Annotated in this window: 17 protein-coding genes; 11 read left to right on the top strand and 6 right to left on the bottom strand. The window is 69.5% G+C overall.

Going from position 1 to position 23049, the window contains the following annotated elements:
* Nucleotides 1-91: 91 nt before the first annotated feature.
* A complete protein-coding gene (locus ACFY0T_RS06845; protein ID WP_388865281.1) occupies nt 92-2575 on the top strand; it encodes a SpoIIE family protein phosphatase in 2484 nt (827 codons plus the stop codon).
* Between the two features lie 122 nt (nt 2576-2697).
* Here the strand turns inward: ACFY0T_RS06845 and ACFY0T_RS06840 are convergent, their stop codons facing one another.
* The 5 genes from ACFY0T_RS06840 to ACFY0T_RS06820 all read right to left on the bottom strand — a co-directional run bounded on the left by ACFY0T_RS06840 (nt 2698) and on the right by ACFY0T_RS06820 (nt 9990).
* On the bottom strand, nt 2698-2898 hold the full coding sequence (locus ACFY0T_RS06840; protein WP_388865279.1) for a hypothetical protein: 201 nt from the start codon (nt 2896-2898) through the stop codon (nt 2698-2700).
* Between the two features lie 572 nt (nt 2899-3470).
* Nucleotides 3471-4196, bottom strand: a complete 726-nt coding sequence (locus tag ACFY0T_RS06835) for a class I SAM-dependent methyltransferase (protein WP_388865278.1) — start codon at nt 4194-4196, stop codon at nt 3471-3473.
* A gap of 172 nt (nt 4197-4368) precedes the next feature.
* Entirely contained in the window at nt 4369-6825 is a 2457-nt protein-coding gene (locus tag ACFY0T_RS06830) for a SpoIIE family protein phosphatase (RefSeq protein WP_388865276.1), read from the bottom strand.
* 150 nt (nt 6826-6975) lie between these two features.
* Nucleotides 6976-9378 carry an MFS transporter gene (locus tag ACFY0T_RS06825; protein ID WP_388865274.1) on the bottom strand — a complete coding sequence of 801 codons (2403 nt, stop codon included), beginning with the start codon at nt 9376-9378 and terminating at the stop codon, nt 6976-6978.
* A gap of 168 nt (nt 9379-9546) precedes the next feature.
* Nucleotides 9547-9990, bottom strand: coding sequence for an SRPBCC family protein (locus ACFY0T_RS06820; protein ID WP_388865272.1), 444 nt, complete (start codon nt 9988-9990; stop codon nt 9547-9549).
* A gap of 183 nt (nt 9991-10173) precedes the next feature.
* Between ACFY0T_RS06820 and ACFY0T_RS06815 the strand changes: the two genes are divergently transcribed.
* The 4 genes from ACFY0T_RS06815 to ACFY0T_RS06800 all read left to right on the top strand — a co-directional run bounded on the left by ACFY0T_RS06815 (nt 10174) and on the right by ACFY0T_RS06800 (nt 14013).
* Nucleotides 10174-11211, top strand: coding sequence for an Rv2578c family radical SAM protein (locus ACFY0T_RS06815; RefSeq protein ID WP_388865270.1), 1038 nt, complete (start codon nt 10174-10176; stop codon nt 11209-11211).
* A gap of 178 nt (nt 11212-11389) precedes the next feature.
* On the top strand, nt 11390-12973 hold the full coding sequence (locus ACFY0T_RS06810) for an alpha/beta hydrolase (RefSeq protein ID WP_388865268.1): 1584 nt from the start codon (nt 11390-11392) through the stop codon (nt 12971-12973).
* Between the two features lie 60 nt (nt 12974-13033).
* Complete coding sequence (locus ACFY0T_RS06805) at nt 13034-13432, top strand: RidA family protein (protein ID WP_388865266.1); 399 nt, start codon at nt 13034-13036, stop codon at nt 13430-13432.
* A 41-nt stretch (nt 13433-13473) separates the two neighbouring features.
* Nucleotides 13474-14013, top strand: coding sequence for a GNAT family N-acetyltransferase (locus ACFY0T_RS06800; protein ID WP_388865264.1), 540 nt, complete (start codon nt 13474-13476; stop codon nt 14011-14013).
* A gap of 7 nt (nt 14014-14020) precedes the next feature.
* Here ACFY0T_RS06800 and ACFY0T_RS06795 read toward each other — a convergent pair whose 3' ends face one another.
* On the bottom strand, nt 14021-14599 hold the full coding sequence (locus tag ACFY0T_RS06795) for an adenylosuccinate lyase (protein ID WP_388865262.1): 579 nt from the start codon (nt 14597-14599) through the stop codon (nt 14021-14023).
* 372 nt (nt 14600-14971) lie between these two features.
* On the opposite strand from ACFY0T_RS06795, the gene ACFY0T_RS06790 reads away from it, so the two are divergent.
* The 6 genes from ACFY0T_RS06790 to ACFY0T_RS06765 all read left to right on the top strand — a co-directional run bounded on the left by ACFY0T_RS06790 (nt 14972) and on the right by ACFY0T_RS06765 (nt 23049).
* A complete protein-coding gene (locus tag ACFY0T_RS06790) occupies nt 14972-16777 on the top strand; it encodes a 3-hydroxyacyl-CoA dehydrogenase family protein (protein WP_388865261.1) in 1806 nt (601 codons plus the stop codon).
* A gap of 136 nt (nt 16778-16913) precedes the next feature.
* Nucleotides 16914-17726, top strand: coding sequence for a TetR family transcriptional regulator (locus tag ACFY0T_RS06785; RefSeq protein ID WP_388865259.1), 813 nt, complete (start codon nt 16914-16916; stop codon nt 17724-17726).
* A 453-nt stretch (nt 17727-18179) separates the two neighbouring features.
* Nucleotides 18180-19517 (top strand): crotonyl-CoA carboxylase/reductase, encoded by a 1338-nt coding sequence (gene ccrA / locus ACFY0T_RS06780; RefSeq protein WP_388865257.1) that lies wholly within the window; start codon nt 18180-18182, stop codon nt 19515-19517.
* Between the two features lie 9 nt (nt 19518-19526).
* Nucleotides 19527-21554 carry a protein meaA gene (locus ACFY0T_RS06775; RefSeq protein WP_388865255.1) on the top strand — a complete coding sequence of 676 codons (2028 nt, stop codon included), beginning with the start codon at nt 19527-19529 and terminating at the stop codon, nt 21552-21554.
* Nucleotides 21551-22516: a CoA ester lyase gene (locus ACFY0T_RS06770; RefSeq protein ID WP_369250215.1), complete on the top strand. Its 966-nt coding sequence runs from the start codon at nt 21551-21553 to the stop codon at nt 22514-22516. Before ACFY0T_RS06775 ends, ACFY0T_RS06770 begins: the two co-directional genes overlap by 4 nt.
* Nucleotides 22517-22521: 5 nt before the next feature.
* Nucleotides 22522-23049 (top strand): MaoC family dehydratase, encoded by a 528-nt coding sequence (locus tag ACFY0T_RS06765; protein ID WP_388865253.1) that lies wholly within the window; start codon nt 22522-22524, stop codon nt 23047-23049.

Below are 23049 nucleotides of genomic sequence, written 5' to 3'. Positions count from 1 at the left end.
CGCTGCCGACCGGGCGGCCGACCGCCGCCACAGCATGCCGACCTCTCGAGCCACGGGCTGTCGCAAAGCAAGCCACAGAAGGAAGCCACAGATGGACATAGAGAATGTCAAAAACGCCTACTCGGCAGGCGCCTCCCAAGGATCGACGGGCGTCTCCGGCTCCGGTCCCAGCGGCAGGTCGCACGCCTGCGACGGTCCGGCAGCCGCCGTGCTCGACCATCGAGGCGCGGTGGTGCGGTGGTCCGGGGCAGCAGAGGAGCTGACGGGGTTCCGCGCCGAGGAGGTCTGTGGCCGCCCCGTGCGGGAACTGGTGGCCGGCCTCCCGGACGACCTGCGCGACGCGGAGATACCGGCGTCCGGCCGGGTACGGCTGTGGCACCAGTGCGGCGACACCATCGATGTCACCTTCCGGACCACCAAGGTGGGGGGCTCCGGCTCGGCGGAGGTCCTCGTCCTGGCGGCCCCTACTCACCACGTCGCCGGCCACGAGCAGGGCGCGGCGCTGCTGCGTGCGCTGTCCGCACAGAACCGGATCACCATCGCTGTGTACGACACGGATCTCACCACTGTGCAGACGAACGCCGTGCCGGACACTTTCGACGGCCGTCCGGTACAGCCCGGCGCTCGGCTGAGCGACGTGCTGGACGCCAAGGACGCCGAGAACCTCGAGGCACTACTGCGCCAGGTAATCGAGACGGGTGCCCCAGTAATCCGCAGAAACCAGCAAGTGAGCTGGCGGCACGATCCGGCGCGGCAGCACGCGGTGTCGCTGTCCGCCTTCCGTCTGGAGGACGCGCGAGGACGCCCCACGGGGGTCGCAGCCCTGTACTTCGACAACGCCGACCAGATGCGCGCCCGCCGTCATCTGGATCTCGCCCGCGAGGTGGCCGAGCGAGTAGGAGGATCCCTGGATGTCGTGCGCACCGCACAGGACCTTGCGGACGTTCTCGCACCTGCGTTCGGGGATCTCGCCGCGGTCGACCTTGCGTACTCCGTTTCCGACGGGGAAGAACCCTCGAAGCAGCTGAACGGTGGAAACATGGGCAACGCGGCCCTTGCGCCGGCCACCGCGGTGTGGCCGGCCGGCATCAAGCGCGGCGAGTCCATCCCGCCCCTTCCCGACCACCCCCTGCTGCACAGTTTCCGACACGGCGAGCCAGTCGTCTTCGGCCTTGACGACTTCATCGCCATGGTCAGAGACCCGCACCTGGTCGAGTATCTCGTCCCGAAGGGCGCCCATTCGGTGATGGTGGCACCGTTGCATGCCCGCGGGCTCACGCTCGGCGCCATAACGGCCTGGCGCTGCGGCCGATCCGACCTCTTCACCGAGGACGAGGCGGATCTCATGAAGCAGATCGCCTCACGGGGTGCGCTCGCCATCGACAACGCCCGCCGTTACACGCGCGAGCACAGGGCGGCCGTAGCGCTGCAGCGGCGCCTCCTTCCCCCGGCCACGACCGACACTCCGGCAGCCGAGACTGCCGGCGTCTACCTGCCCGCAGGCGGGGGAGCAGGCAGCAGCGGCGACTGGTACGACGCCATTGCTCTGCCCTCTCTCCGGGTGGCCCTTGTCGCCGGAGACGTGGTCGGCCACGGCATGCCCGCAAGCGCCACCATGGGCCGCCTCCGCGCCGCCATCCAGACGCTCGCGGACCTGGAACTCGAACCGGACGAGCTGCTCACCCGGATCGCCGACCTGGTCCAGCGCCTCGCGGCCGAAGCCCCACTCGGCGACCGCGACATCGTCGGCGGCACATGCCTGTACGCGGTCTACGACCCGGTCACCAGGCGCTGCACCATGGCCAGTGCCGGCCACCCGCCACCCGTCGTGGTCCGGCTCGACGGGACCGCCGAAGCAGTCGGGATCTCCCCGGGGCCACCACTCGCCCTCAGCGGCATGCCGTACGAGACCACCGTGATCGACGTTGAGCCGGGCAGCGTCCTCGCTCTCTACACCGACGGCCTGGTCGAACGGGGCGATCGCGACATCGGTCAAGGCCTGCGGCGCCTAACGGAAGCCCTCGCCGCGTACTGCCGTCCGGATCGTGCCCTGGACGAAACCGGCCGGGCTCTCCTCGCCGACCTGGCAGACCAGGCGCCGCGCGACGACGCGGCCCTGCTGCTGGCCCGCACCCGCGCCGTCCCTGCGGAGGACACCGCTCACTGGGAGATCCCGCCCGATCCCGCCGCCGTCTCCAAGGCTCGAAAGTGGATGACCCGCCAACTCACCATGTGGGGCCTGGACGACCTCCTCTTCACCACCGAACTCATCGTCAGCGAACTGGTGACCAACGCCATCCGCTACGGTCGTCCGCCGATGGACCTCCGTCTGATTCGCCACAACGTCCTGGTGTGCGAGGTCGCCGACTCCAACAGCACCCAACCCCGCCTGCGGCGTGCCCGCACGACCGACGAGGGGGGACGCGGCCTGTTCCTCGTCGCTCAACTCGGCGGACGATGGGGCTGCCGCCATGGCCAGAACGGCAAGACGATCTGGTCCGAGCAAGCCATCCAGGATTCCCCTGAAGCTATGGCTCACCGAGGTGGGTGGCGGCAGAGTCACCCACAGTTCTGATGTCTCTCGACCCGGTGTGTGCCGTGACAGCAGCTACCCGAGGCCGGAGTCTGCGAGCAGGAGCAGACTCCCACCTCGTGGCCGCGGCGCGGCTCGGCTCGATGGAGGCGCAGTGACCGGGATCAGGTGCCATCACCGAAGCCCGGCTTGGCACTGATCGCGGAAGAGACGTCCACGACCACGTCACTCGCACGCTTCTCCGGCACCCCGGCAGCGATCAGGGTGGCGATGACGAGAGGGACGACATCATCATCCAGTACTCCGTCATTAACGCTCTCCAGCAAGGCGACCGTCAGCGCTTCCAGTCCGGCGCTGAGCGCCACGGGAATGGAAAACTCCCTCCCGCTGTCCCCTCTCCAAAATGTCCGTCGCCGCGTCTTGGATCGGAGCCAGGATCCCCGTTACGCGTTCGGCTCCCAAGTGCCCGCGAGCCAGCGCCAAGAGCATCCGATACCTGTCTCCCACGGGCCACATCGCAAGGAACAGCCGCGCCAGCGCCCGCCCAGCTCTGCCGGTCGGTGAACTTCCACACCTTGTGGGCTCACTCGAACTGGATGGTGGGGTGATCCCCCCGCCGGGCGCTGAGAACCGGTCAGGAATTCGGTGCGGCCGACTGCGTCCGTCGAGCGCGGCGGCCCGCAGATGCCCGATGACTTCGGCGGCGGACTACCAGGAGTGACCTCTCCAAAGTCCTGACATCAGTTCCGACATCTGTCGCCGTGGGCCGCAGTGGGTTTCAACGCTCCTGAGTAGCCCAACGAACTGCCATCTTCCGCACGGCGACCCAGGCCACGGCGCCAGACTCGAGAGATGAGGATCTTCATGCCCCAAACCGTACGCGCATCGGCCCGGGCCCGGCAGACCCTGTGGATCCCACCGGCCCAGACCACTGCCATCATCCGATACGCCCGGCCACCAGCCACTTCGACGGAAGTTCGATACGCGAACCGTCGGCCGTGTACTCGGTCGTGACGAGCGGGAGTTCGCCGCTCGCGAGGACCGTGAGGCCCGCGGCGCCGAGGTACTCGGGGACCGCGGCGTCCGCGACCTCGCCGGGGGCGATGCCGTGCCGGAAGATCGGAGCGAGCTTGGGCGGCGGGCCGTCGGGGCTCTGCGCCAGACCCCTCAGGACCAGCCCCGCGGCCTCGGCGAGTTCGACGAGGAAGACCCGGCCGCGCTCCCCCACCAGCGTCGCCAGGCCGTCCACCAACGGCTGGCGGTCGTCCGGCTCGGCCTGATGGAGGACGCCCCGCATATAGACGTTGGCGTCGCCGAGCTCGGCGTGCAGCGTCTGCGCCTCGGTCTTCTCCGCCGCGTCAAGCGGCCGGTACACGGCCTGGCCCGCCGGGTCGGCAAGGCGGGCGTGGTCGAGTGCCGCGGCCGAGAGGTCGGCGCCGACGACGTGTGGGAAACGGTCGGCGAGGAAACGGGTCTGGGTGCCGTTGCCGCAGCCGAGGTCCACGACGGGCAGGTCGCGGGCCGCCAAGTGCGGTTCGAAGAGGGTGAGATGGACGCCGACGGTCAGCGCGGGCTCGGCATCCCAGAAGACCGCCCCCTGTTCCTCAGGAGCCTCGCGCCAGAAGCCCTCCCAGGCTTCCCGGTACCGACTCGTCACGCTCATGGCCGCTCCCCAGGTTGACACCGCAGCCCGCCGGGACTTGGCAGGCCAGAACGGTTTATCGCGCCCCGCGCGAAGCGACAAGCGGATGGCGCATTCCTTCACGGCGCATTCGATACCGTACGCCTTCGCACGCCGCCCGCGCCCCCTGACGCCCGGGCGTCGCGCGAGCGGTTCAGCGTCGCGGCAGCGTCAGTTCGAACCACACGGTCTTGCCCGCGCTGGTCCGGCTGGTCCCCCACTCGCGGGCCAGCGTGCTGACGACGCGCAGGCCGCGCCCGAACTCGTCGCCCGGCCCGGCGCTGAGCAGCGTCGGCAGCGTGTGGTCGTCGTCGTCCACCTCGCACAAGAGCGTGTCGCCCCGGACGAGCCGCAGCTCGATCTGGTGGCTGTGCGCGTGCTGTACGGCATTGGTGACCAGCTCGCTGACCATCTGCTCGGCGCTGTCGGCCAGCGCGGACAGGCCCCACACCTGCAGCTGTTCGCGGACCACGGCGCGTGCCCGGCCCACCTCGATCGGGTCGAGCGCGAGCCGCCACTCGGCGACGTCCTCGGGTTCGATGCCGTTGAGCCGGGCCATCAGCAGGGCGACGTCGTCCTTGCGGCCGCCACGGGTGTTGAGGGCTCGGATGATGGTGTCGCAGGCGTCGTCCATGGACGCGGCCGGGTGGGCGGCGGACTCGCAGAGCGTGGCGAGGCCGACACCGATGTCCTCGCCGCGCACCTCGACCAGGCCGTCGGTGCACATCACGAGCCGGTCGCCGGGCGCCACCGGCACGCTTACCGCCTCGAAGGGCACTCCGCCGACTCCGATGGGCGCGCCCGTCGGCAGGTCGAGCAGCTCGCTGCGGCCGTCCTCGGCACGGACCAGGACGGGCGGGATGTGCCCCGCGTTGGCGATGTGCAGCTCGCCGGCGATGGGGTCGTAGACGGCGTACAGGCAGGTCGCGAGGTAGCTGTCGCCGAGCCGTTGGGCCAGGTCGTCGAGGTTGCGCAGCAGCTGGGCGGGCGGCAGGTCGAGTGCGGCCATGGTCTGGACGGCGGTGCGCAACTGGCCCATCATCGCGGCCGAGTTGAGGCCGTGGCCCATGACGTCGCCGACGACCAGGGCGGTGCGGGAGCCGGGCAGCTTCACCGAGTCGAACCAGTCGCCGCCGACCCGCCCGAGGAGTGTGCCGGGCAGATAGCGGGTCGCGATGTCACAGCCGGACATGCGGGGCGCTATGTGCGGCAGCATGCTGTCCTGGAGGGTCTCGGCGACGCTCTCCTGGTAGGTGTACATGCGCGCGTTGTCGAGCACGAGGCCCGCGCGGGCGGCGAGTTCGGCACCGGTGACCCGGTCCATGTCGTTGAACTCGACCCGCTCGGGGTGGCGCAGCAGGATCATGAATCCGAGGACCACATTGCGGGCCTTCAGGGGTACGACCAGCATGGAGCGGTTGGTGATGAGAGGCCTGATGTCGCGCTTCTCGAACTGCGCGGCGATCATGTGCCCCATCTGCTCGCTGATGCGCGGCACGAGGACGGGCTCACCGGTGGTCATGCAATGGAAGAACGGTGTGTGCGCCGGAAAGGGCATGGCCTCGCCGACCGGCACGACGTCGTCCCAGCGGCCCGGCTCGTCCGTGTGCTCCACGGCGACCCGGTGCCACATGGTGGTCGTGTCGGGCACCCCTTCGGGGAAGCCCTCACCGGCGACGACCTGTTCCCGCAGGTACGTGCCCGCCACATCGGTGAAGCGGGGCACGACGGCCCGGCTGACCTCGATGATCGTCTGCGCCAGGTCGAGGGAGGTGCCGATACGGCCGCTCACCTCGTTGAGGAATTCCAGGCGTTCGCGCACGGCGACGTATTCGAGGTCCTCGCCCTCGTCGTCCTGGACGTCCTGCGGCAGCGGCTCGCCGGAGACCGCCGCGCGGGCCGCCCGCTCGCGGCGCGCCTTGCGCTCGGCCCGTCGGGGCACACCCCAGTCGGGGGTGACGGGCACCCGGTCGTTCTGGCTGAACTCCAGGACCGGATAGCCCAGTTCGAGGACCTGCGCGACGATGCGGGCGCTCTCGCCCACGCTCATGCTGGGCAGGATCTCGGGCAGCCGGCGGGCCAGCTCCTCGGCACCGGGGAAGTCGGTGTGCAGGGCGAAGCCGGGCGCGATGCGCTCGACGGCCACCTCGTCGTCCTCGAGGCGCATCGCGGCCGCGTCGGCGGCGAGCACCAGCAGCCGCTCCCGTCCGGGGCCCACCAAGGGGTATGCCCACCACAGGACGTCGATCCGGTCGGGGCCGGCCACCGTGAGCCGGGCGCGTCCGGCGGCCGGGTAGGAGAGCCGTCCGTCGAGGGAGGACTCCAGGTCGGGGCCGAGTCCGTCGTATGCCGCGTACGCCCCGTGCGGCGCCGCGTCGTCGTCCTCGGGGAGCGCGCCGGAGACGGGGAGCAGGTCGACGGCGGGGCGGCCCACCGCGTCCTCCTTGGGAGCGCCGAACAGGCGCCTGGCGCCGGTGCTCCAGTGCGACACCAGGCCGTCGCGGTCCACGACCACCACGGCCAGCGGGATGCGGCCGGCGGCGGCGTGCTCCACCGCGCCGTTCCCAGCTCCGTGGCTGGGAGCCGCGCCGACTTCGGTGCCACGGTCCATGGCCCAGGCCCTTTCTCCCCACGGCTCCGCAAGATCTGTGCCGCCTCCACTACGGTACGGCGGCGGCCCGTCGCGATGTGTGCCAATACGGGAATTGACCTCTCGAGGGGCGGCTCCGGCGCACTCGGGCCGCGCAACGCCTCCATCTGCCTAGTCTTCGTGCCCCAGCTGCAAGTCCCGTTCCGTCCTGCCGCCCCCGGCGACTTGAAGCACGGTGGCCACGGGCGGGTAGCCCGCCGCGATGACGGTGTACTCACCGGAGGACAGGTCGACGAAACGGAACGTTCCGTCCGCGCTGGTGGTGAGCGTGTCGACCACGTTGCCCGCGGCGTCCAGGAGTGTCACGCGCGCGTCCTCGACGGGGCGTCCGCCGCCCGCCCGTACGGTGCCGCGCAGCACCGCACCGCCGGCGAGTTCGACGTCCTGGCGGGTCTCCCGGGCGGCCTGGACGGTGACGGGGAGGGCGGCCGGGCGGAACGCGGGCGCGCTGGCGGCGAGGGTGTACTCGCCGGCCACCAACTCCGCGATCACGTAACCGCCTTCGCGCCCGCTGCGGCTGGTTGCTACCACCTCACCGTGGACGTTGGTGAGCGTGACGGTGGCCTCGCGCACCGGGGTGCCGTCCGCGGTCAGCACGCTTCCGGCGAGGCGTCCTGCGCCGCCGAGGACGACGTCCAGCTCCACCGGGCGCTCGCCAACGGTCACCGAGACGGCCTGCGGCTGATGGCCGCCCGCCGCGGCGATCAGGACGTACGACCCCGAGCCGGGCGTGGACAGCGCGTACCGCCCGTCCTCTCCACTGGCGCCCCGTCCGATCTGCTGTCCGGCGACGTCGATGAGGGTGAGTGCCGCGCGTGGCACGACGGTGCCGTCGGGGTGCTGCACCGTGCCGCAGACGGGAATTCCGGCGCCGTACGCCGAACGGGCCTGCGGGATCGGGACGTTCACCTGTACGGACTCCGGGTCGGCGGTAGGAGCGTTGTGGGACGCTGAACTGGTCAACAGGGGGGTCTCCTTGAGGAAGACAGCGATGAGCAGGCCGAGGACGAGCACAGGCACGAGGTAGAGGAAGATCCGCGGCATGGCGTCCGCGTAGGCCCCGATGTAGTCGTCGCGCAGGGCGGCGGGCATCGCGTGGACGAGCTGTGGGGTGAGGGACTCCGAGTCCGGAAGACCGGTCCCCGCGCGCGCGGGCAGCCGATCGGCCAGCGCGTCGGTGAGCCGATGGGCGAACAGGGTGCCGAAGATCGCGGCTCCGACACTGCCGCCGATCTGCCGGAAGTAGTTGTTGGCGCTGGTCGCGGTGCCGAGGTCGGCCGGACGTACGGAGTTCTGCACGGCGAGGATCAGGACCGGCATCACCATGCCGATGCCCGCGCCCAGCACGGCCATCCAGATGCTGTAGTGCAGCCGGGGAGTGTCCGCTTCGAGGCGCGACAGCAGCCACATGCCGACGGCCGAGAGGGCGCTGCCGAGGACCGGGTAGACCTTGTAGCGGCCGGTACGGCTGATGAGCTGCCCGGAGACGATCGAGGTGCCGACGATGCCGCCCATCATGGGGAGCATCAGGAGCCCGGACTCGGTGGCGCTGGCCCCGTCGACCATCTGCAGGAAGGTCGGCAGGTAACTGGCGGCCCCGAAGAGGGCGACGCCGATGACCAGGCCCACCAGTGCGGTGATGTTGAAGACGCTGTCCTTGAACAGCCGCAGGGGGATGAGGGGTTCGGCCGCGAAGTGCTCGGCGACGAAAAAGAGGACGGTCGCGGCGAACGCGCCCGCCCCGAGTCCCAGGATGACCCGCGAGCCCCACGCGTACTCGGTGCCACCCCAACTGGTCAGCAACACCAGGCACGTTGACGCGGCGGCGAGAAGCAGTACACCGAGCAGGTCGACGCGCCCCCTGGCGGTGGGCTTCGGCAGCTTCAGTACGACGGTGACGACTGCCAGCGTGAGGAGGCCGAAGGGCACGTTGATGTAGAAACACCACCTCCAGGAGAGGTGGTCCGCGAAATAGCCGCCCAGGAGGGGGCCGGCGACCGAGGCGAGGCCGAACGCGGCGCCGATCAGGCCCATGAAGCGGCCGCGTTCGCGCGGCGGCACGATGTCCGCGATGATCGCCTGCACGCCGATCATGAGGCCGCCCGCGCCGACGCCCTGGATCGCGCGGAAGGCGATCAGCTGCTCCATGGTGCGCGACCAGCCGGCGAGAGCCGATCCGACGACGAAGACGACGATCGCGAACTGGAAGACGCCCTTGCGGCCGAAGAGGTCGCCGAACTTGCCGTAGACGGGAAGGCCGACGGTGGAGGTGAGCAGATAGGCGGTGATCGCCCAGGACATCTTGTCCAGGCCGTGCAGCTCGCCGACGATCTTCGGGAGCGCGGTGGCCACGATCATCTGCTCGAGGGCGGCGAGCAGCAGCGCGAGCATCAGTCCGAAGAAGACCAACCGCACTTGGCGCGGGCCCAGTTGGACGGACTCGGCCGACGCCGAAGTGGAGTCCTGCGGGGGCGCGGCAGCCGGTTGGTCCTTCATCAGAGTGATCCCGCCCACGTACCGCTCCCCTCGTCGCGCCCACCGCACAATTCCCGCTTATCGCGACAACTGCGAGCAAGCGCGACGAGTTACGGCGTACCGCCCCGCCACGCGGAGGTCCACTCGAAACGGTGAGCCACCAACGGGCCCTCTATGGCTGCCCCTTGGCGCGCGGACCGCGTGGAACTACTTCTCCATCTCGGTGGCGAGCTTGGCGAGCACCGCGTCGTAGATCCGGGCGAGGCCCTTGGGGGCGAAGGTCTTCTCGAAGAAGCCGCCGATGCCGCCGGCGCCGTTCCAGACGGTGGTGATCACGACGCGGGACTTGCCCTCGCCGGCCGGGGTGACCCTCCAGGTGGTGACCATCGAGGAGTTGCGGTCCTTCTCGACGAGCTCGCCGTCGGTGGGCTCGCTCACTTCGAGCAGGCAGTCACGGACGCGCTTGCTGGTGGCCTGGAGCCTCCAGTGAACGAGGGTGCCCTCGCCGTCGCCGCCCTCGCGCACCTCGTACTCGCTGAAGTGCTCGGACAGCAGCTTCGCGCGCGTGCCGCTGTAGTCGGCCAGGGCGTCGAACACCGCCTCCGCGTCCGCCGCGATGACCCGCTCCGTCGTGGCCTCGACCTGCGCCATGGCACTTCCTCCAGCAATTGGTTCCTCGGGGGTGTGCGGCCAGCCAACCACCAGGCGGCCGGGCCGCCCAAATCGGGGTCCCCGTGGGGGACGCACGCGCCTCCCCAGGGGCATGGGTAACGAGGTCGCACGATCAAGGGAACATGTGTTCTATTCTGTGGCCAGTGCTATCGAGGAGGCGTCATGCGCTGGGAGAACCTCACAGTGGACCCCGCCGGGGACCCCGCCCGGGATGCCGCGCTGTTCGGCGCGGACGCGGTGACCACCCGCACCTTCGACACTCCGGAGTTCCGCGGGATCACCTTCCACGAGATCCGGGCACGGTCGATCGTGAACCGGGTGCCGGGGGCTTCGCGCATGCCCTTCGAGTGGACGGTCAACCCTTATCGGGGGTGCACGCACGCGTGCGTGTACTGCTTCGCACGCAAGACGCACAGCTATCTGGACCTCGACACGGGACTCGACTTCGACTCCCAGATCGTGGTGAAGGTCAACGCGCCGGAACTGCTGCGCCGGCAGCTCGCCTCACCGCGCTGGCACGGCGAGCACATCGCGATGGGCACCAACGTCGACTGCTATCAGCGGGCGGAGGGCCGCTACCGGCTGATGCCCGGCATCATCTCCGCGCTGCGCGACCACGCGAACCCCTTCTCGATCCTGACGAAGGGCACGCTGATCCTGCGCGACCTCGACCTCCTGAAGCAGGCGTCCGAGGTCACCGACGTCGGCATCTCCGTCTCCGTGGGCTTCACCGACCCCGAGCTGTGGCGCACCGTCGAGCCGGGCACGCCGGCCCCGGAGCGCCGCCTGGACGTCGTGCGCACCCTGACGGACCACGGCATCGGCTGCGGTGTCCTGATGGCTCCCGTCATCCCCTTCCTGGGGGACCATCCGGCCCAACTGCGCGCCACCGTACGGGCGATCGCGGCGTCCGGCGCCACCTCGGTGACCCCGCTCGTGCTGCATCTGCGGCCCGGCGCGCGCGAGTGGTTCATGGCCTGGCTGGAGCGCCATCACCCGTATCTCGTACGGCGTTACGAGCGGCTGTACGCGGAGGGCGCGTACGCCCCGAAGTGGTACCAGCGCCGGATCACCCGTCAGGTGCATGAGCTGGCAAAGGAATACGGCATCGGCCCCACACGCACGGGAATGCCCCGCAGGATCAGCGTCCCCGCCGAGCCGCCCGCGACCCCGGAGGCGACTCAGCTGACGCTCCTTTGATGATCGTTCGTGACCTTTCTGACGGCACCTGAGATCAGTCCTGACGGCATCCGAGCGCATCCGGCGGCTCAATCGGGTCAAGTCTTGTCAGAACGAGTTCTTCCGGCCTCCCTTTCCGGGACGATGCGGCGAGGGTCGTGGCGTGCACGGCTCAAAACCCTCCGTCCTGGGAGGCCTTATGACGAAACGCGCAGCTGCTCTGTGCGGGGCAGCCGCCGTGGTGGCCGGGATGATCACGTCGATCCCGGCCGACGCGAGCGCCGGCTCCGCGACCGCACCGCGCACCACCCAGACCGCGAAGCTCACCTGGAAGAAGTGCGGCACCAGCAACTATCCAACGCTCCAGTGCGCGTCCCTGAAGGTGCCGCTGGACCACTCCCACCCGTACGGCAAGCGGATCACACTCGCCCTGTCCCGCGTTCCGCACACCGCGAAGACGTACCAGGGCCCCCTGCTCGTCAACCCTGGCGGACCCGGCGGCAGCGGGCTCAACCTGGCCGGATTCGTCGCGTCCTCGCTGCCGAAGAAGGTGGCGGCGCAGTACGACGTCATCGGCTTCGACCCGCGCGGCGTCGGTGCCAGCAAGCCCGCTCTGGACTGCAAGCCCGGGCACTTCAACCCGGTACGCCCCGACTCCGTCCCCACCACCTGGGCCATCGAGAAGGCCAACCTCGACCGCGCCAAGGCCTTCGCCAAGGCGTGCGGCAAGAAGTACGCGAGCCTGCTGCCGTACATCGACACGGTGAGCGCGGTCCAGGACATGGACTCGATCCGGAGCGCACTGGGCGCCAAGAAGATCAACTACTTCGGCTACTCGTACGGCACCTACCTGGGCGCCGTGTACGCGAAGCTCCACCCGAACCGCGTACGCCGCCTGGTCCTGGACTCCATCGTCGACCCCACCGGCGTGTGGTACGACGACAACATCGGACAGGACTACGCCTTCAACGACCGCCACCTGGCGTTCCTCGCCTGGGTCGCCAAACACAACGCGACGTACAAGCTCGGCACCGACCCGGCCAAGGTCGAGGCCAAGTGGTACGCGATGCGCGCGGCGCTCGCCAAGAAGCCCGCGCAGAAGAAGGTGGGCGCCTCCGAACTGGAGGACACCTTCATCCCCGGCGGCTACTACAACGGCTACTGGCCCTACCTCGCCGAGGCGTTCGCGGCCTATGTGAACGACAAGAACTCGGACCCGCTCCTCGCTGCGTACAAGAAGTTCGGCGCCGTCGATGCCTCGGGCGACAACGGCTACAGCATCTACACCTCGGTGCAGTGCCGTGACACATCCTGGCCGCGCGACTGGAACCAGTGGCGCAAGGACAACTGGGCGGTGTACGACAAGGCACCGTTCATGGCCTGGAACAACGCCTGGTACAACGCGCCGTGCGCCTTCTGGCCGACGGACTCGCTCCAGCCCGTGAACGTCTCCAACGACGCCCTGCCGCCGACGCTGCTCTTCCAGGCCACGAACGACGCGGCCACCCCGTACGAGGGCGGTGTCACCGTCCATCACCAGCTGCGCGGTTCCAGCCTGGTGGTCGAGCAGGGCGGTGGGAACCACGGCATCACGCTGAGCGGCAACGCCTGCCTGGACAAACACTTGGCGGCGTATCTGACCAACGGCAAGGTGCCGCACAGCGGTGGCGAGGTCGACGCGGTGTGCAAGACGCTGCCCGACCCGGAGCCGCTGACGACCAAGAAGGCGTCCACCGCCTCGCGCGGCTCGGCGCTGCACGGACTGCTCGGCTTCCGGGGCTGAACTCCCGCTGAGCTGCGGCCCGTCGGGGGCGTTGTCAGACCCATGGTCCACCATGGACGCATGAGTGAGCTGACGCGCGTTTCCGCCCCCGACGGGGTCGCCCCCGCCGCCGCCTACACCCACGTCGTCATGGGCACGGGCCGCTTCGTGGCGATCTCGGGCCAGCTCGCCCTCGACGAGGACGGCAAGCTCGTCGGCGAGGGCGACCCGGACGCGCAGGCCCGTCAGGTCTTCGAGAACCTGCGCCGCTGCCTCGCCGCCGCGGGCGCCACCTTCGACGACGTCGTCAAACTCACCTTCTTCGTCACGGACATGGCCCACATGCCCGCGATCCGCGCCGCCCGCGACGCGTACATACCCGCGGACCGCCTCCCGGCCGCGTCGGCGGTCCAGGTCGCCGGGCTGGTCCGCCCGGAGTTCCTGATGGAGATCGAGGCGTACGCGGTTCTGCCCGGGTAATCGAGAGGCATCCGCCGCTCACCGGCGCCTAGGGTTCCGCCATGGACGACCCCACCACCATCCGCGAGATGACCCTCGACGACTGCCGACGTGTGGCCGAGATCCGCATCCGTGGCTGGCAGACCGCGTACAAGGGGCTGATACCCCAGCCGTATCTCGACGCGCTCAGCGTGGAGGAGGACGCGGCGCGGCGTCGCGCGCGCATCGAGCAGGGCGACGCCGAGATCGTGAACCTGGTGGCGGAGCAGCACGGCGAGGTGATCGGCTGGGCCTGCCACGGACCGTACCGGGACGGCGAAGTCCGCACGGGCGACATCGAGTTGTACGCGATCTACGTGCATCCCGACCGCTTCGGGGAGGGGGTGGGGCGCGCACTGCTGCGGGAGTCGGTCGACCGGTGCGCGGCGGCCGGGCACGAGCGGATGCTGCTGTGGGTGCTCAAGGAGAACGGCCCGGCCCGCCGCTTCTACGAGCGGGCCGGGTTCGGCCCCGACGGCGCCGAGGAGCCCTTCGACGTGGAGGGTGTCGCGGTGCCCGAGGTGCGTTACGTGCGCGCACTGACCGACGCCGCACTCGACTGACGTACGCCTACGCACTCCCCTTGTGCAGCCGCTCCAGCGCATGGACGGCCGCCTCCGCCAGTGCCGGATGCGCCAGCGCCTCGTTCAGGACGGGTCGCGCGCGTACGTCCCCCAGCGCGCCCAGGCCCTCCACGCAGGCGAGCGCGACCCTGCGGTACGGGTCGTGCGGGCGCAGCCTGCGTTCCAGGGTGGTGATCAGCGCGGGCACGGCCTCGGGAGCGCGCAGCTCGACCAGGAGCCGTACCGGATGGAGCGCGTAGGCCACACGCAGCTCGTTCGTGGCGAGCGCGGCCGCCGCGCGGGCCGTGCGGGGGTCGCCGAGCCGGGCCAGGGCGTACGCGGCGGACGCGCAGCGCTGCGGATCGCGGTGGTTGAGCAGCAGGACGAGCGCCTCGAAGGCCCGCCGGTCCCCGGCGACCCCGAGCCGGAAGGCGACCAGCTCCCTGGCCCACAGCGGCTGCCCTGGCGCGGTCAGCGCGGCCGCCAGTTCGTCGAGGTCCTCGGTCGCCATGAGGCGGTCGTACGCCGCCGAGGCCCCGGCCTCGGTCCGTAAACGCTCCGTGAGTGATCGCAACGCTTCGTCCATGGCGCCGAGCCTAGAGAAGCCGGTGAGGCGCGGGGACGTACATCACAAACTCGGGGCTGGCGCGCTCGTTACCCGCGGGTTAAGCTCAGACGAGCGAGTTACCCACTCGCGCTTTATCTTGCGGTGGCCTGGTGACGCAGCCACCACGAGAGCAGTCGGTTCGGTACCTCAGGTACCTGCGTACGACACGGCTCCGGGACAGGGCCGGTCGGTCATCACCGTTCCACGCGGCGTCCGTTCATCGACGCCTTCGGACGGCACCGGGCGTGTGCGCTCGTCAGCCCGGCAACACCCGCAACCTCCGCACTGTGTGCGCCTGTTGGCGCACCCTCGTGCGCTCCTCAGTCGTCACCCTCTCCCTGGAGTCCCGCGATGGCCACTCCCCTGTCCGACACCCCTCTGTCCCCGCTCAAGACCGTCGCCGTCGTCGGCCTCGGCACCATGGGCACCGGCATCGCCGAGGTCCTCGCCCGGGCCGGCCGCGAAGTCATCGGCATCGACATCAGCGAGGCCGCGGCCGCCCAGGCCGTCACGGCACTCGAAGCCTCCACCGCCCGCGGCGTGCGCCGCGAGCGCATCACCGAGCAGGAGCGCGGCGACATCCTGTCCCGCTTCCGCACGTTCACCGATCTGCAGGCCGCGGCCGACGCCGACCTGGTCATCGAGGTGACGCCGGAGTCGTACGACATCAAGCAGCAGGTCTTCCGCGCCCTCGACGGCATCGTGCGCCCGGAGACGATCCTCGCGACCGGCACCAACGCCCTGTCCGTGACGCGTCTCGCCGCCGACTCGGCCCGTCCGGAGCGCGTGCTCGGTCTGCACTTCTTCAACCCGGCGCCCGCGATGAGGCTCGTCGAGGTCGTCTCGTCGGTGCTCACCGCGCCGGGCGCGGTGGCCGCGGTCACCGATCTCGCCCTCGAACTCGGCAAGGAGCCCGTCGCGGTCGGCGACCGGCCCGGATTCGTCGCCGACGGGCTGCTGTTCGGCTACCTGAACCAGGCCGCCGCGATGTACGAGGCGAAGTACGCCTCCCGCGAGGACATCGACGCCGCGATGAAGCTCGGCTGCGGGCTTCCCATGGGCCCGCTGGCGCTGCTCGACCTGATCGGCGTCGACACCGCGCGGACGGTCCTGGAGGCCATGTATGCCGAGTCGCGCGACCGGCTGCACGCCCCCGCACCCATCCTCAAGCAGCTCAGCGAGGCGGGCCTGACCGGCCGGAAGTCGGGGCGCGGCTTCTACTCGTACGAGGCTCCCGGCAGCGCCACCGTCGTGCGGGACGCGCTGACGCCGCTGGAGGGGGCCGCGCTCGCCCCGGGCCGCACCGTCCGCTCCGTCGGCGTCGCGGGCTCCGGCACGATGGCGTCCGGTATCGCCGAGGTCTTCGCGAAGGCCGGGTACGAGGTCGTGCTCGCCGCCCGCAGCGAGGAGAAGGCGCAGGCCGCCAAGGCCCGTATCGGCAAGTCGCTTTCGCGCTCTGTCGACAAGGGCCGGATGACGGCCGAGGCGGCGGCACAGACCCTGGAGCGGATCACCCCGGCGGGCTCGTACGACGCCTTCGCCGAGGTGGATCTGGCACTGGAGGCGGTCGCCGAGGACCTGGAGATCAAGCAGCAGCTGTTCGCCACGTTCGACAAGGTCTGCAAGCCCGGAGCGATCCTCGCCACCACCACCTCCTCGCTCCCCGTCGTCGCCTGCGCCCGCGCCACCTCGCGCCCGCAGGACGTGATCGGCATGCACTTCTTCAACCCGGCCCCGGCGATGAAGCTCGTCGAGGTCGTCCGGACCGTGCTGACCGCGGACGACGTGCACGCCACCGTGCGGGAGGTCTGCGCGAAGATCCGCAAGCACCCGGTGGACTGCGGCGACCGGGCCGGTTTCATCGTGAACGCGCTGCTGTTCCCGTACCTGAACAACGCGATCAAGATGGTGCAGGATCACTACGCGTCCCTCGACGACATCGACGCGGCGATGAAGCTCGGCGGCGGCTACCCGATGGGCCCGTTCGAACTCCTGGACGTGGTCGGGCTCGACGTCTCCCTGGCCATCGAGAAGGTTCTGCACCGCGAGTTCCGCGACCCGGGCCTGGCCCCGGCGCCGCTCCTGGAGCACCTGGTGGCCGCGGGCTGCCTCGGCCGCAAGACGGGCCGCGGCTTCCGCGAATATGCCCGGCGCTGAGCGTCCGGGCGACTGGTTCAGAGACAGCGCCGACTGGGGCGGACTGCTCGGCCCGACCGGAAACCCCCCGCCCGTCGAGGGCGGGGGGATCCCCGGACATGCGCGCTCTCCTGCGCCCATGCAGTACGTTCGGGTCATGTCCCAGCCCGCCAAGTCCTCACGTACACCAGCTACGCCCGACGCGCCGGAAAGTGCCGCAGGCAGTCGCGCGGCCGCGCAACGGCTCAAGATGCGCCGCGAGCTGGCGGCCGCGGCCATGGAGCTGTTCGCGACCAAGGGGTACGAGGCGACCACCGTCGACGAGATCGCAGCCCGGGCCGGGGTGGCCCGCCGCACCTTCTTCCGCCACTTCCGTTCCAAGGAAGAGGCGATCTTTCCCGACCACGACGACACGTTGATCCGGGCTGAGGCGGTGCTCAACGCGGCACCCGCGCACGAGCACCCGCTCGACACCGTGTGCCGTGGCATCAAGGAAGTCATGCGGATGTACGCGGCGCGGCCCGAGATCTCCGTCTCGCGCTACAAGCTGACGCGCGAGGTGCCGACGCTGCGCGAGGCCGAGATCGCCTCGGTGGCCCGCTACGAGCGGCTCTTCACCCGCTATCTCCTGGGCCACTTCGACGAGCACGCCCACGACGACGACGCCAACGACGACCCGCTGCTCGCGGAGGTCGCCGCGTCGGCCGTGGTCACGGCGCACAACCATGTCCTACGACGCTGGCTGCGGGCCGGCGGCCAGGGGGATGTCGAGGCCCAGCTGGACCACGCCTTCGCGATCGTCCGCAAGACGTTCGGATCCGGGATCGGCGCCGGGCGCGAGGCCGCACCCAGGTCGGCGCCGGCTTCCTCCTTCACGGAGGGGGACGTTCTGGTGACCGTGGCGCGGGTCGATGCCCCGCTGGACCAGGTGATGCGCACCATCGAGCAGGCGCTCAAGGAACGGTCGTAGCGACCGGAACGGCCTGAGCGACTTCCCTCACAGAACCGCGGCTTCGCCGCTTCTCCTCCATCGCCGGACGGGCTCGATTTGAGCGCGTCCGGCGTTTTTGTTCCCTCGATTCGATCGATCATCGCGCACTCTGATCGATCATCGCTCACGTGTTACGTAAAGATTTCACCTGAGCGCAACTTCTGGCACTCCGTGCCTTGCGGGGTGACACGCCGTGCCATACGTTGAAGGTGTCCGGGCGGCCGGCGTGCAGAGACCTTTCGTACGCCGGCTGTCCCCGCAAGCCAATGGCGAGCGCGCCCGGACGCCTGCGTCACAGGCAACCTCCGCGCCACAAAGCGCTGCCACAGCACCACCTCCGCCGAACCGACGGCACACCCCTCACCCCCAGCAGCAGCACCGACGTAACCCTCAGCGTCCCCCCTCAGGACGCTCATCGCCGGAGGCAACACCGTGAAGGAAATCCTGGACGCGATTCAGTCACCGGACTCCACGTCCGCAGACTTCGCCGCTCTGCCGCTTCCCGAGTCGTACCGCGCGATCACCGTGCACAAGGACGAGACGGAGATGTTCGCCGGGCTCGCCACCCGCGACAAGGACCCCCGCAAGTCGATCCACCTGGACGACGTGCCGGTGCCGGAGCTCGGCCCCGGCGAGGCCCTGGTGGCCGTCATGGCCTCCTCGGTCAACTACAACTCGGTGTGGACCTCGATCTTCGAGCCGCTGCCGACCTTCGGCTTCCTGGAGCGCTACGGCAAGCTCAGCGAGCTCACCAAGCGCCACGACCTGCCGTACCACATCATCGGCTCCGACCTCGCCGGCGTCGTCCTGCGCACCGGCCCGGGCGTCAACGCCTGGAAGCCCGGTGACGAGGTCGTCGCGCACTGCCTGTCCGTCGAGCTGGAGTCCTCCGACGGCCACAACGACACGATGCTCGACCCGGAGCAGCGCATCTGGGGCTTCGAGACCAACTTCGGCGGCCTCGCCGAGATAGCCCTCGTCAAGTCCAACCAGCTGATGCCGAAGCCGGACCACCTCAGCTGGGAGGAGGCGGCCGCTCCGGGCCTCGTGAACTCCACCGCGTACCGCCAGCTGGTGTCGAGGAACGGCGCCGGCATGAAGCAGGGCGACAACGTGCTCATCTGGGGCGCGAGCGGTGGACTCGGCTCGTACGCCACCCAGTTCGCGCTCGCCGGTGGCGCCAACCCGATCTGTGTCGTGAGCAGCGAGCAGAAGGCGGACATCTGCCGGAAGATGGGCGCCGAGGCGATCATCGACCGCAACGCCGAGGGCTACAAGTTCTGGAAGGACGAGCACACCCAGGACCCGAAGGAGTGGAAGCGCTTCGGCAAGCGCATCCGTGAGCTGACCGGTGGCGAGGACGTCGACATCGTCTTCGAGCACCCCGGGCGCGAGACCTTCGGCGCGAGTGTGTACGTGACCCGCAAGGGCGGCACCATCGTCACCTGCGCCTCGACCTCGGGCTACAACCACGAGTACGACAACCGCTACCTGTGGATGTCGCTGAAGCGCATCATCGGCTCGCACTTCGCCAACTACCGCGAGGCGTGGGAGGCCAACCGGCTCGTCGCCAAGGGCAAGATCCACCCGACGCTCTCCAAGGTGTACTCCCTGGAGGAGACCGGGCAGGCCGCCTACGACGTGCACCGCAACCTCCACCAGGGCAAGGTCGGCGTGCTCGCGCTGGCGCCCCGCGAGGGCCTGGGCGTGCGCGACGAGGAGAAGCGCGCCCAGCACATCGACGCCATCAACCGCTTCCGGAACATCTGAGGTTCACCGATGACAGAGCGCCAGAAGGACCGGCCGTGGCTGATGCGTACGTACGCCGGTCACTCCACGGCTGAGGCGTCGAACGAGCTGTACCGGCGCAACCTCGCCAAGGGTCAGACGGGCCTCTCCGTGGCCTTCGACCTGCCGACGCAGACCGGCTACGACCCCGACCACATCCTCGCCCGCGGCGAGGTCGGCCGGGTCGGGGTCCCGGTCTCGCACCTCGGTGACATGCGCCGGCTGTTCCAGGACATACCCCTGGAGCAGATGAACACCTCGATGACCATCAACGCCACCGCCATGTGGCTGCTGGCGCTCTATCAGGTCGTCGCAGAGGAGCAAGGTGCGGACATCACCAAGCTCCAGGGGACGACCCAGAACGACATCGTCAAGGAGTACCTGTCGCGAGGGACGCATGTCTTCCCTCCGGGTCCCTCGCTCCGTCTGACGACGGACATGATCACGTACACGGTGAACCACATCCCGAAGTGGAACCCGATCAACATCTGCAGCTACCACCTGCAGGAGGCGGGCGCCACGCCGGTCCAGGAGATCGCGTACGCGATGTCCACCGCGATCGCCGTCCTGGACGCGGTGTTCGCGTCCGGGCAGATCGCCGAGGACCGCAAGGGTGAGGTCGTCGCGCGTATCTCCTTCTTCGTGAACGCGGGTGTCCGCTTCATCGAGGAGATGTGCAAGATGCGGGCGTTCGGGCGGATCTGGGACAAGATCACGCGCGAGCGGTATGGCATCGAGGACCCCAAGCAGCGGCGTTTCCGGTACGGCGTCCAGGTCAACTCCCTCGGTCTGACCGAGGCGCAGCCGGAGAACAACGTCCAGCGGATCGTGCTCGAGATGCTGGCCGTGACCCTCTCGAAGGACGCACGCGCGCGTGCCGTGCAGCTTCCCGCCTGGAACGAGGCGCTGGGCCTGCCCCGGCCCTGGGACCAGCAGTGGTCGCTGCGCATCCAGCAGGTGCTCGCGCACGAGAGCGACCTGCTGGAGTACGAGGACATCTTCGAGGGCTCGCATGTGATCGAGGCCAAGGTGTCGGCCCTCGTCGAGGAGTCGCTGGCCGAGATCGAACGGATCCAGGAGATGGGCGGCGCGATGGCCGCCGTCGAGTCGGGCTACCTGAAGTCGCAGCTCGTGTCCTCGCACGCCGAGCGCCGGGGCCGTATCGAGTCCGGTCAAGAGAAGATCATCGGCGTCAACATCTTCGAGTCGACCGAGCCGAACCCCCTCACGGCCGACCTGGACGCGGCGATCCAGACGGTCGACCCTGCGGTCGAGGCCCGCGTGATCTCCGCACTCCAGAACTGGCGCGACACGCGCTACCAGCCGCCCTTCAACCACCCGCGCCCCTGCAAGGCGCTGGAGCGGCTGAAGGAGGCCGCCAAGGGCACCGACAACCTCATGGAGGCCACCCTGGAGTGCGCCCGCGCTGGCGTCACGACCGGCGAGTGGGCCGGGGCCCTGCGCGAGGTGTTCGGCGAGTTCCGCGCGCCGACCGGTGTCTCGTCCGCGCCCGTCGCGGTCACCGCCGAGGAGGGCACCGCGCTCGCCCTGGTGCGCCGCAAGGTGGAGCTGACCGCGAAGGACCTGGGCGTCGGCAAGCTCCGCTTCCTGGTGGGCAAGCCGGGTCTGGACGGGCACTCCAACGGCGCCGAGCAGATCGCCGTGCGGGCCCGCGACGCCGGGTTCGAGGTGGTCTACCAGGGCATCCGGCTGACGCCCGAGCAGATCGTGGACGCCGCCGTCGCCGAGGACGTGCACGGTGTCGGACTGTCCATCCTGTCCGGCTCGCACGCCCAGTTGGTGCCGGACGTGCTGGAGAGGCTGCGCGAGGCCGGCGCCGCCGACATTCCGGTGATCGCGGGCGGGATCATCCCGAACGCCGACGCCGAACAGCTGCGGGCCGCGGGAGTGGCCGCGGTCTTCACCCCGAAGGACTTCGACATCACCGGAATCATCGGCCGTATCGTCGACGAGATCCGCAAAGCGAACAAGCTCGACCCCCTGGAGGTCCCCGCATGACCACGCCCGTCAACCGTCTGCGTCCGCGTCGCTCCTGCCTCGCGGTGCCGGGGAGCAACCCCCGCTTCCTGGAGAAGGCTCAGGGCCTCCCCGCGGACCAGGTCTTCCTCGACCTGGAGGACGCGTGCGCCCCGCTCGCCAAGCCCGAGGCGCGGCACACCATCGTCAAGTTCCTCAACGAGGGCGACTGGACCGGCAAGACGCGGGTCGTGCGCGTCAACGACTGGACGACCGAGTGGACGTACCGCGATGTCGTGACCGTGGTCGAGGGCGCGGGCCAGAACCTTGACTGCATCATGCTGCCGAAGGTGCAGGACGCGCAGCAGGTCGTGGCTCTTGATCTGCTGTTGACGCAGATCGAGAAGACGATGGGCTTCGAGGTCGGCAAGATCGGTATTGAGGCGCAGATCGAGAACGCGAAGGGTCTGGTCAATGTTGACGAGATCGCCGCTGCCTCACCGCGTGTAGAGACCATCATCTTCGGCCCGGCCGACTTCATGGCGTCGATCAACATGAAGTCGCTCGTCGTGGGCGAGCAGCCCCCGGGCTACCCCGCGGACGCGTACCACTACATCCTGATGCGCATCCTGATGGCCGCGCGCACGCACAACCTCCAGGCGATCGACGGCCCCTACCTGCAGATCCGCAACCAGGAGGGCTACCGCGAGGTCGCCCAGCGCGCCGCCGCCCTCGGCTTCGACGGCAAGTGGGTGCTGCACCCGGACCAGGTCGCCGCGGCCAACGAGATCTTCTCGCCCTCCCAGGAGGACTTCGACCACGCCGAGCTGATCCTGGACGCGTACGAGTACTACACGTCCGAGGCGGGCGGCAAGAAGGGCTCCGCGATGCTCGGCGACGAGATGATCGACGAGGCCAGCCGCAAGATGGCGCTGGTCATCTCGGGCAAGGGCCGGGCCGCCGGCATGCAGCGCACGTCCAAGTTCGAAGCCCCGGAGGCCTGAGCACCATGCAGTTCGGACGCACCTACGAAGAGTTCGAGGTCGGCGCGGTCTACAAGCACTGGCCCGGGAAGACGGTCACGGAGTACGACGACCACCTCTTCTGTCTCCTGACGATGAACCACCACCCGCTCCACATGGACGTCAACTATGCGGAGAACACGACGGACTTCGGGAAGAACGTCGTAGTCGGGAACTACATCTACTCGCTGCTGCTGGGCATGTCCGTGCCGGACGTGTCGGGCAAGGCGATCGCCAACCTGGAGATCGAGTCGCTGCGTCATGTGGCGCCGACCTTCCACGGCGACACGATCTACGGCGAGACGACGGTCCTTGACAAGACACCGTCGAAGTCCAAGAACGACCGCGGAATCGTCTACGTCGAGACCAAGGGCTACAAGCAGGACGGCACGCTGGTCTGCGTGTTCCGCCGCAAGGTGATGGTCCCCACCGAGACGTACATCAAGGAGCGCGGCGGCGAGCAGCCCGGCCGTCCAGAACTGACCGCACCTGCGGAAAAGAATACGGAGAAGTAG

The sequence above is a fragment of the Streptomyces sp. NPDC001530 genome (genome assembly GCF_042894545.1).
In the GTDB taxonomy this organism is placed as follows: Bacteria; Actinomycetota; Actinomycetes; order Streptomycetales; family Streptomycetaceae; genus Streptomyces.
The sequence above is the reverse complement of the archived record's forward strand: the minus strand, read 5'-3'. Positions and strand labels throughout refer to the sequence as shown.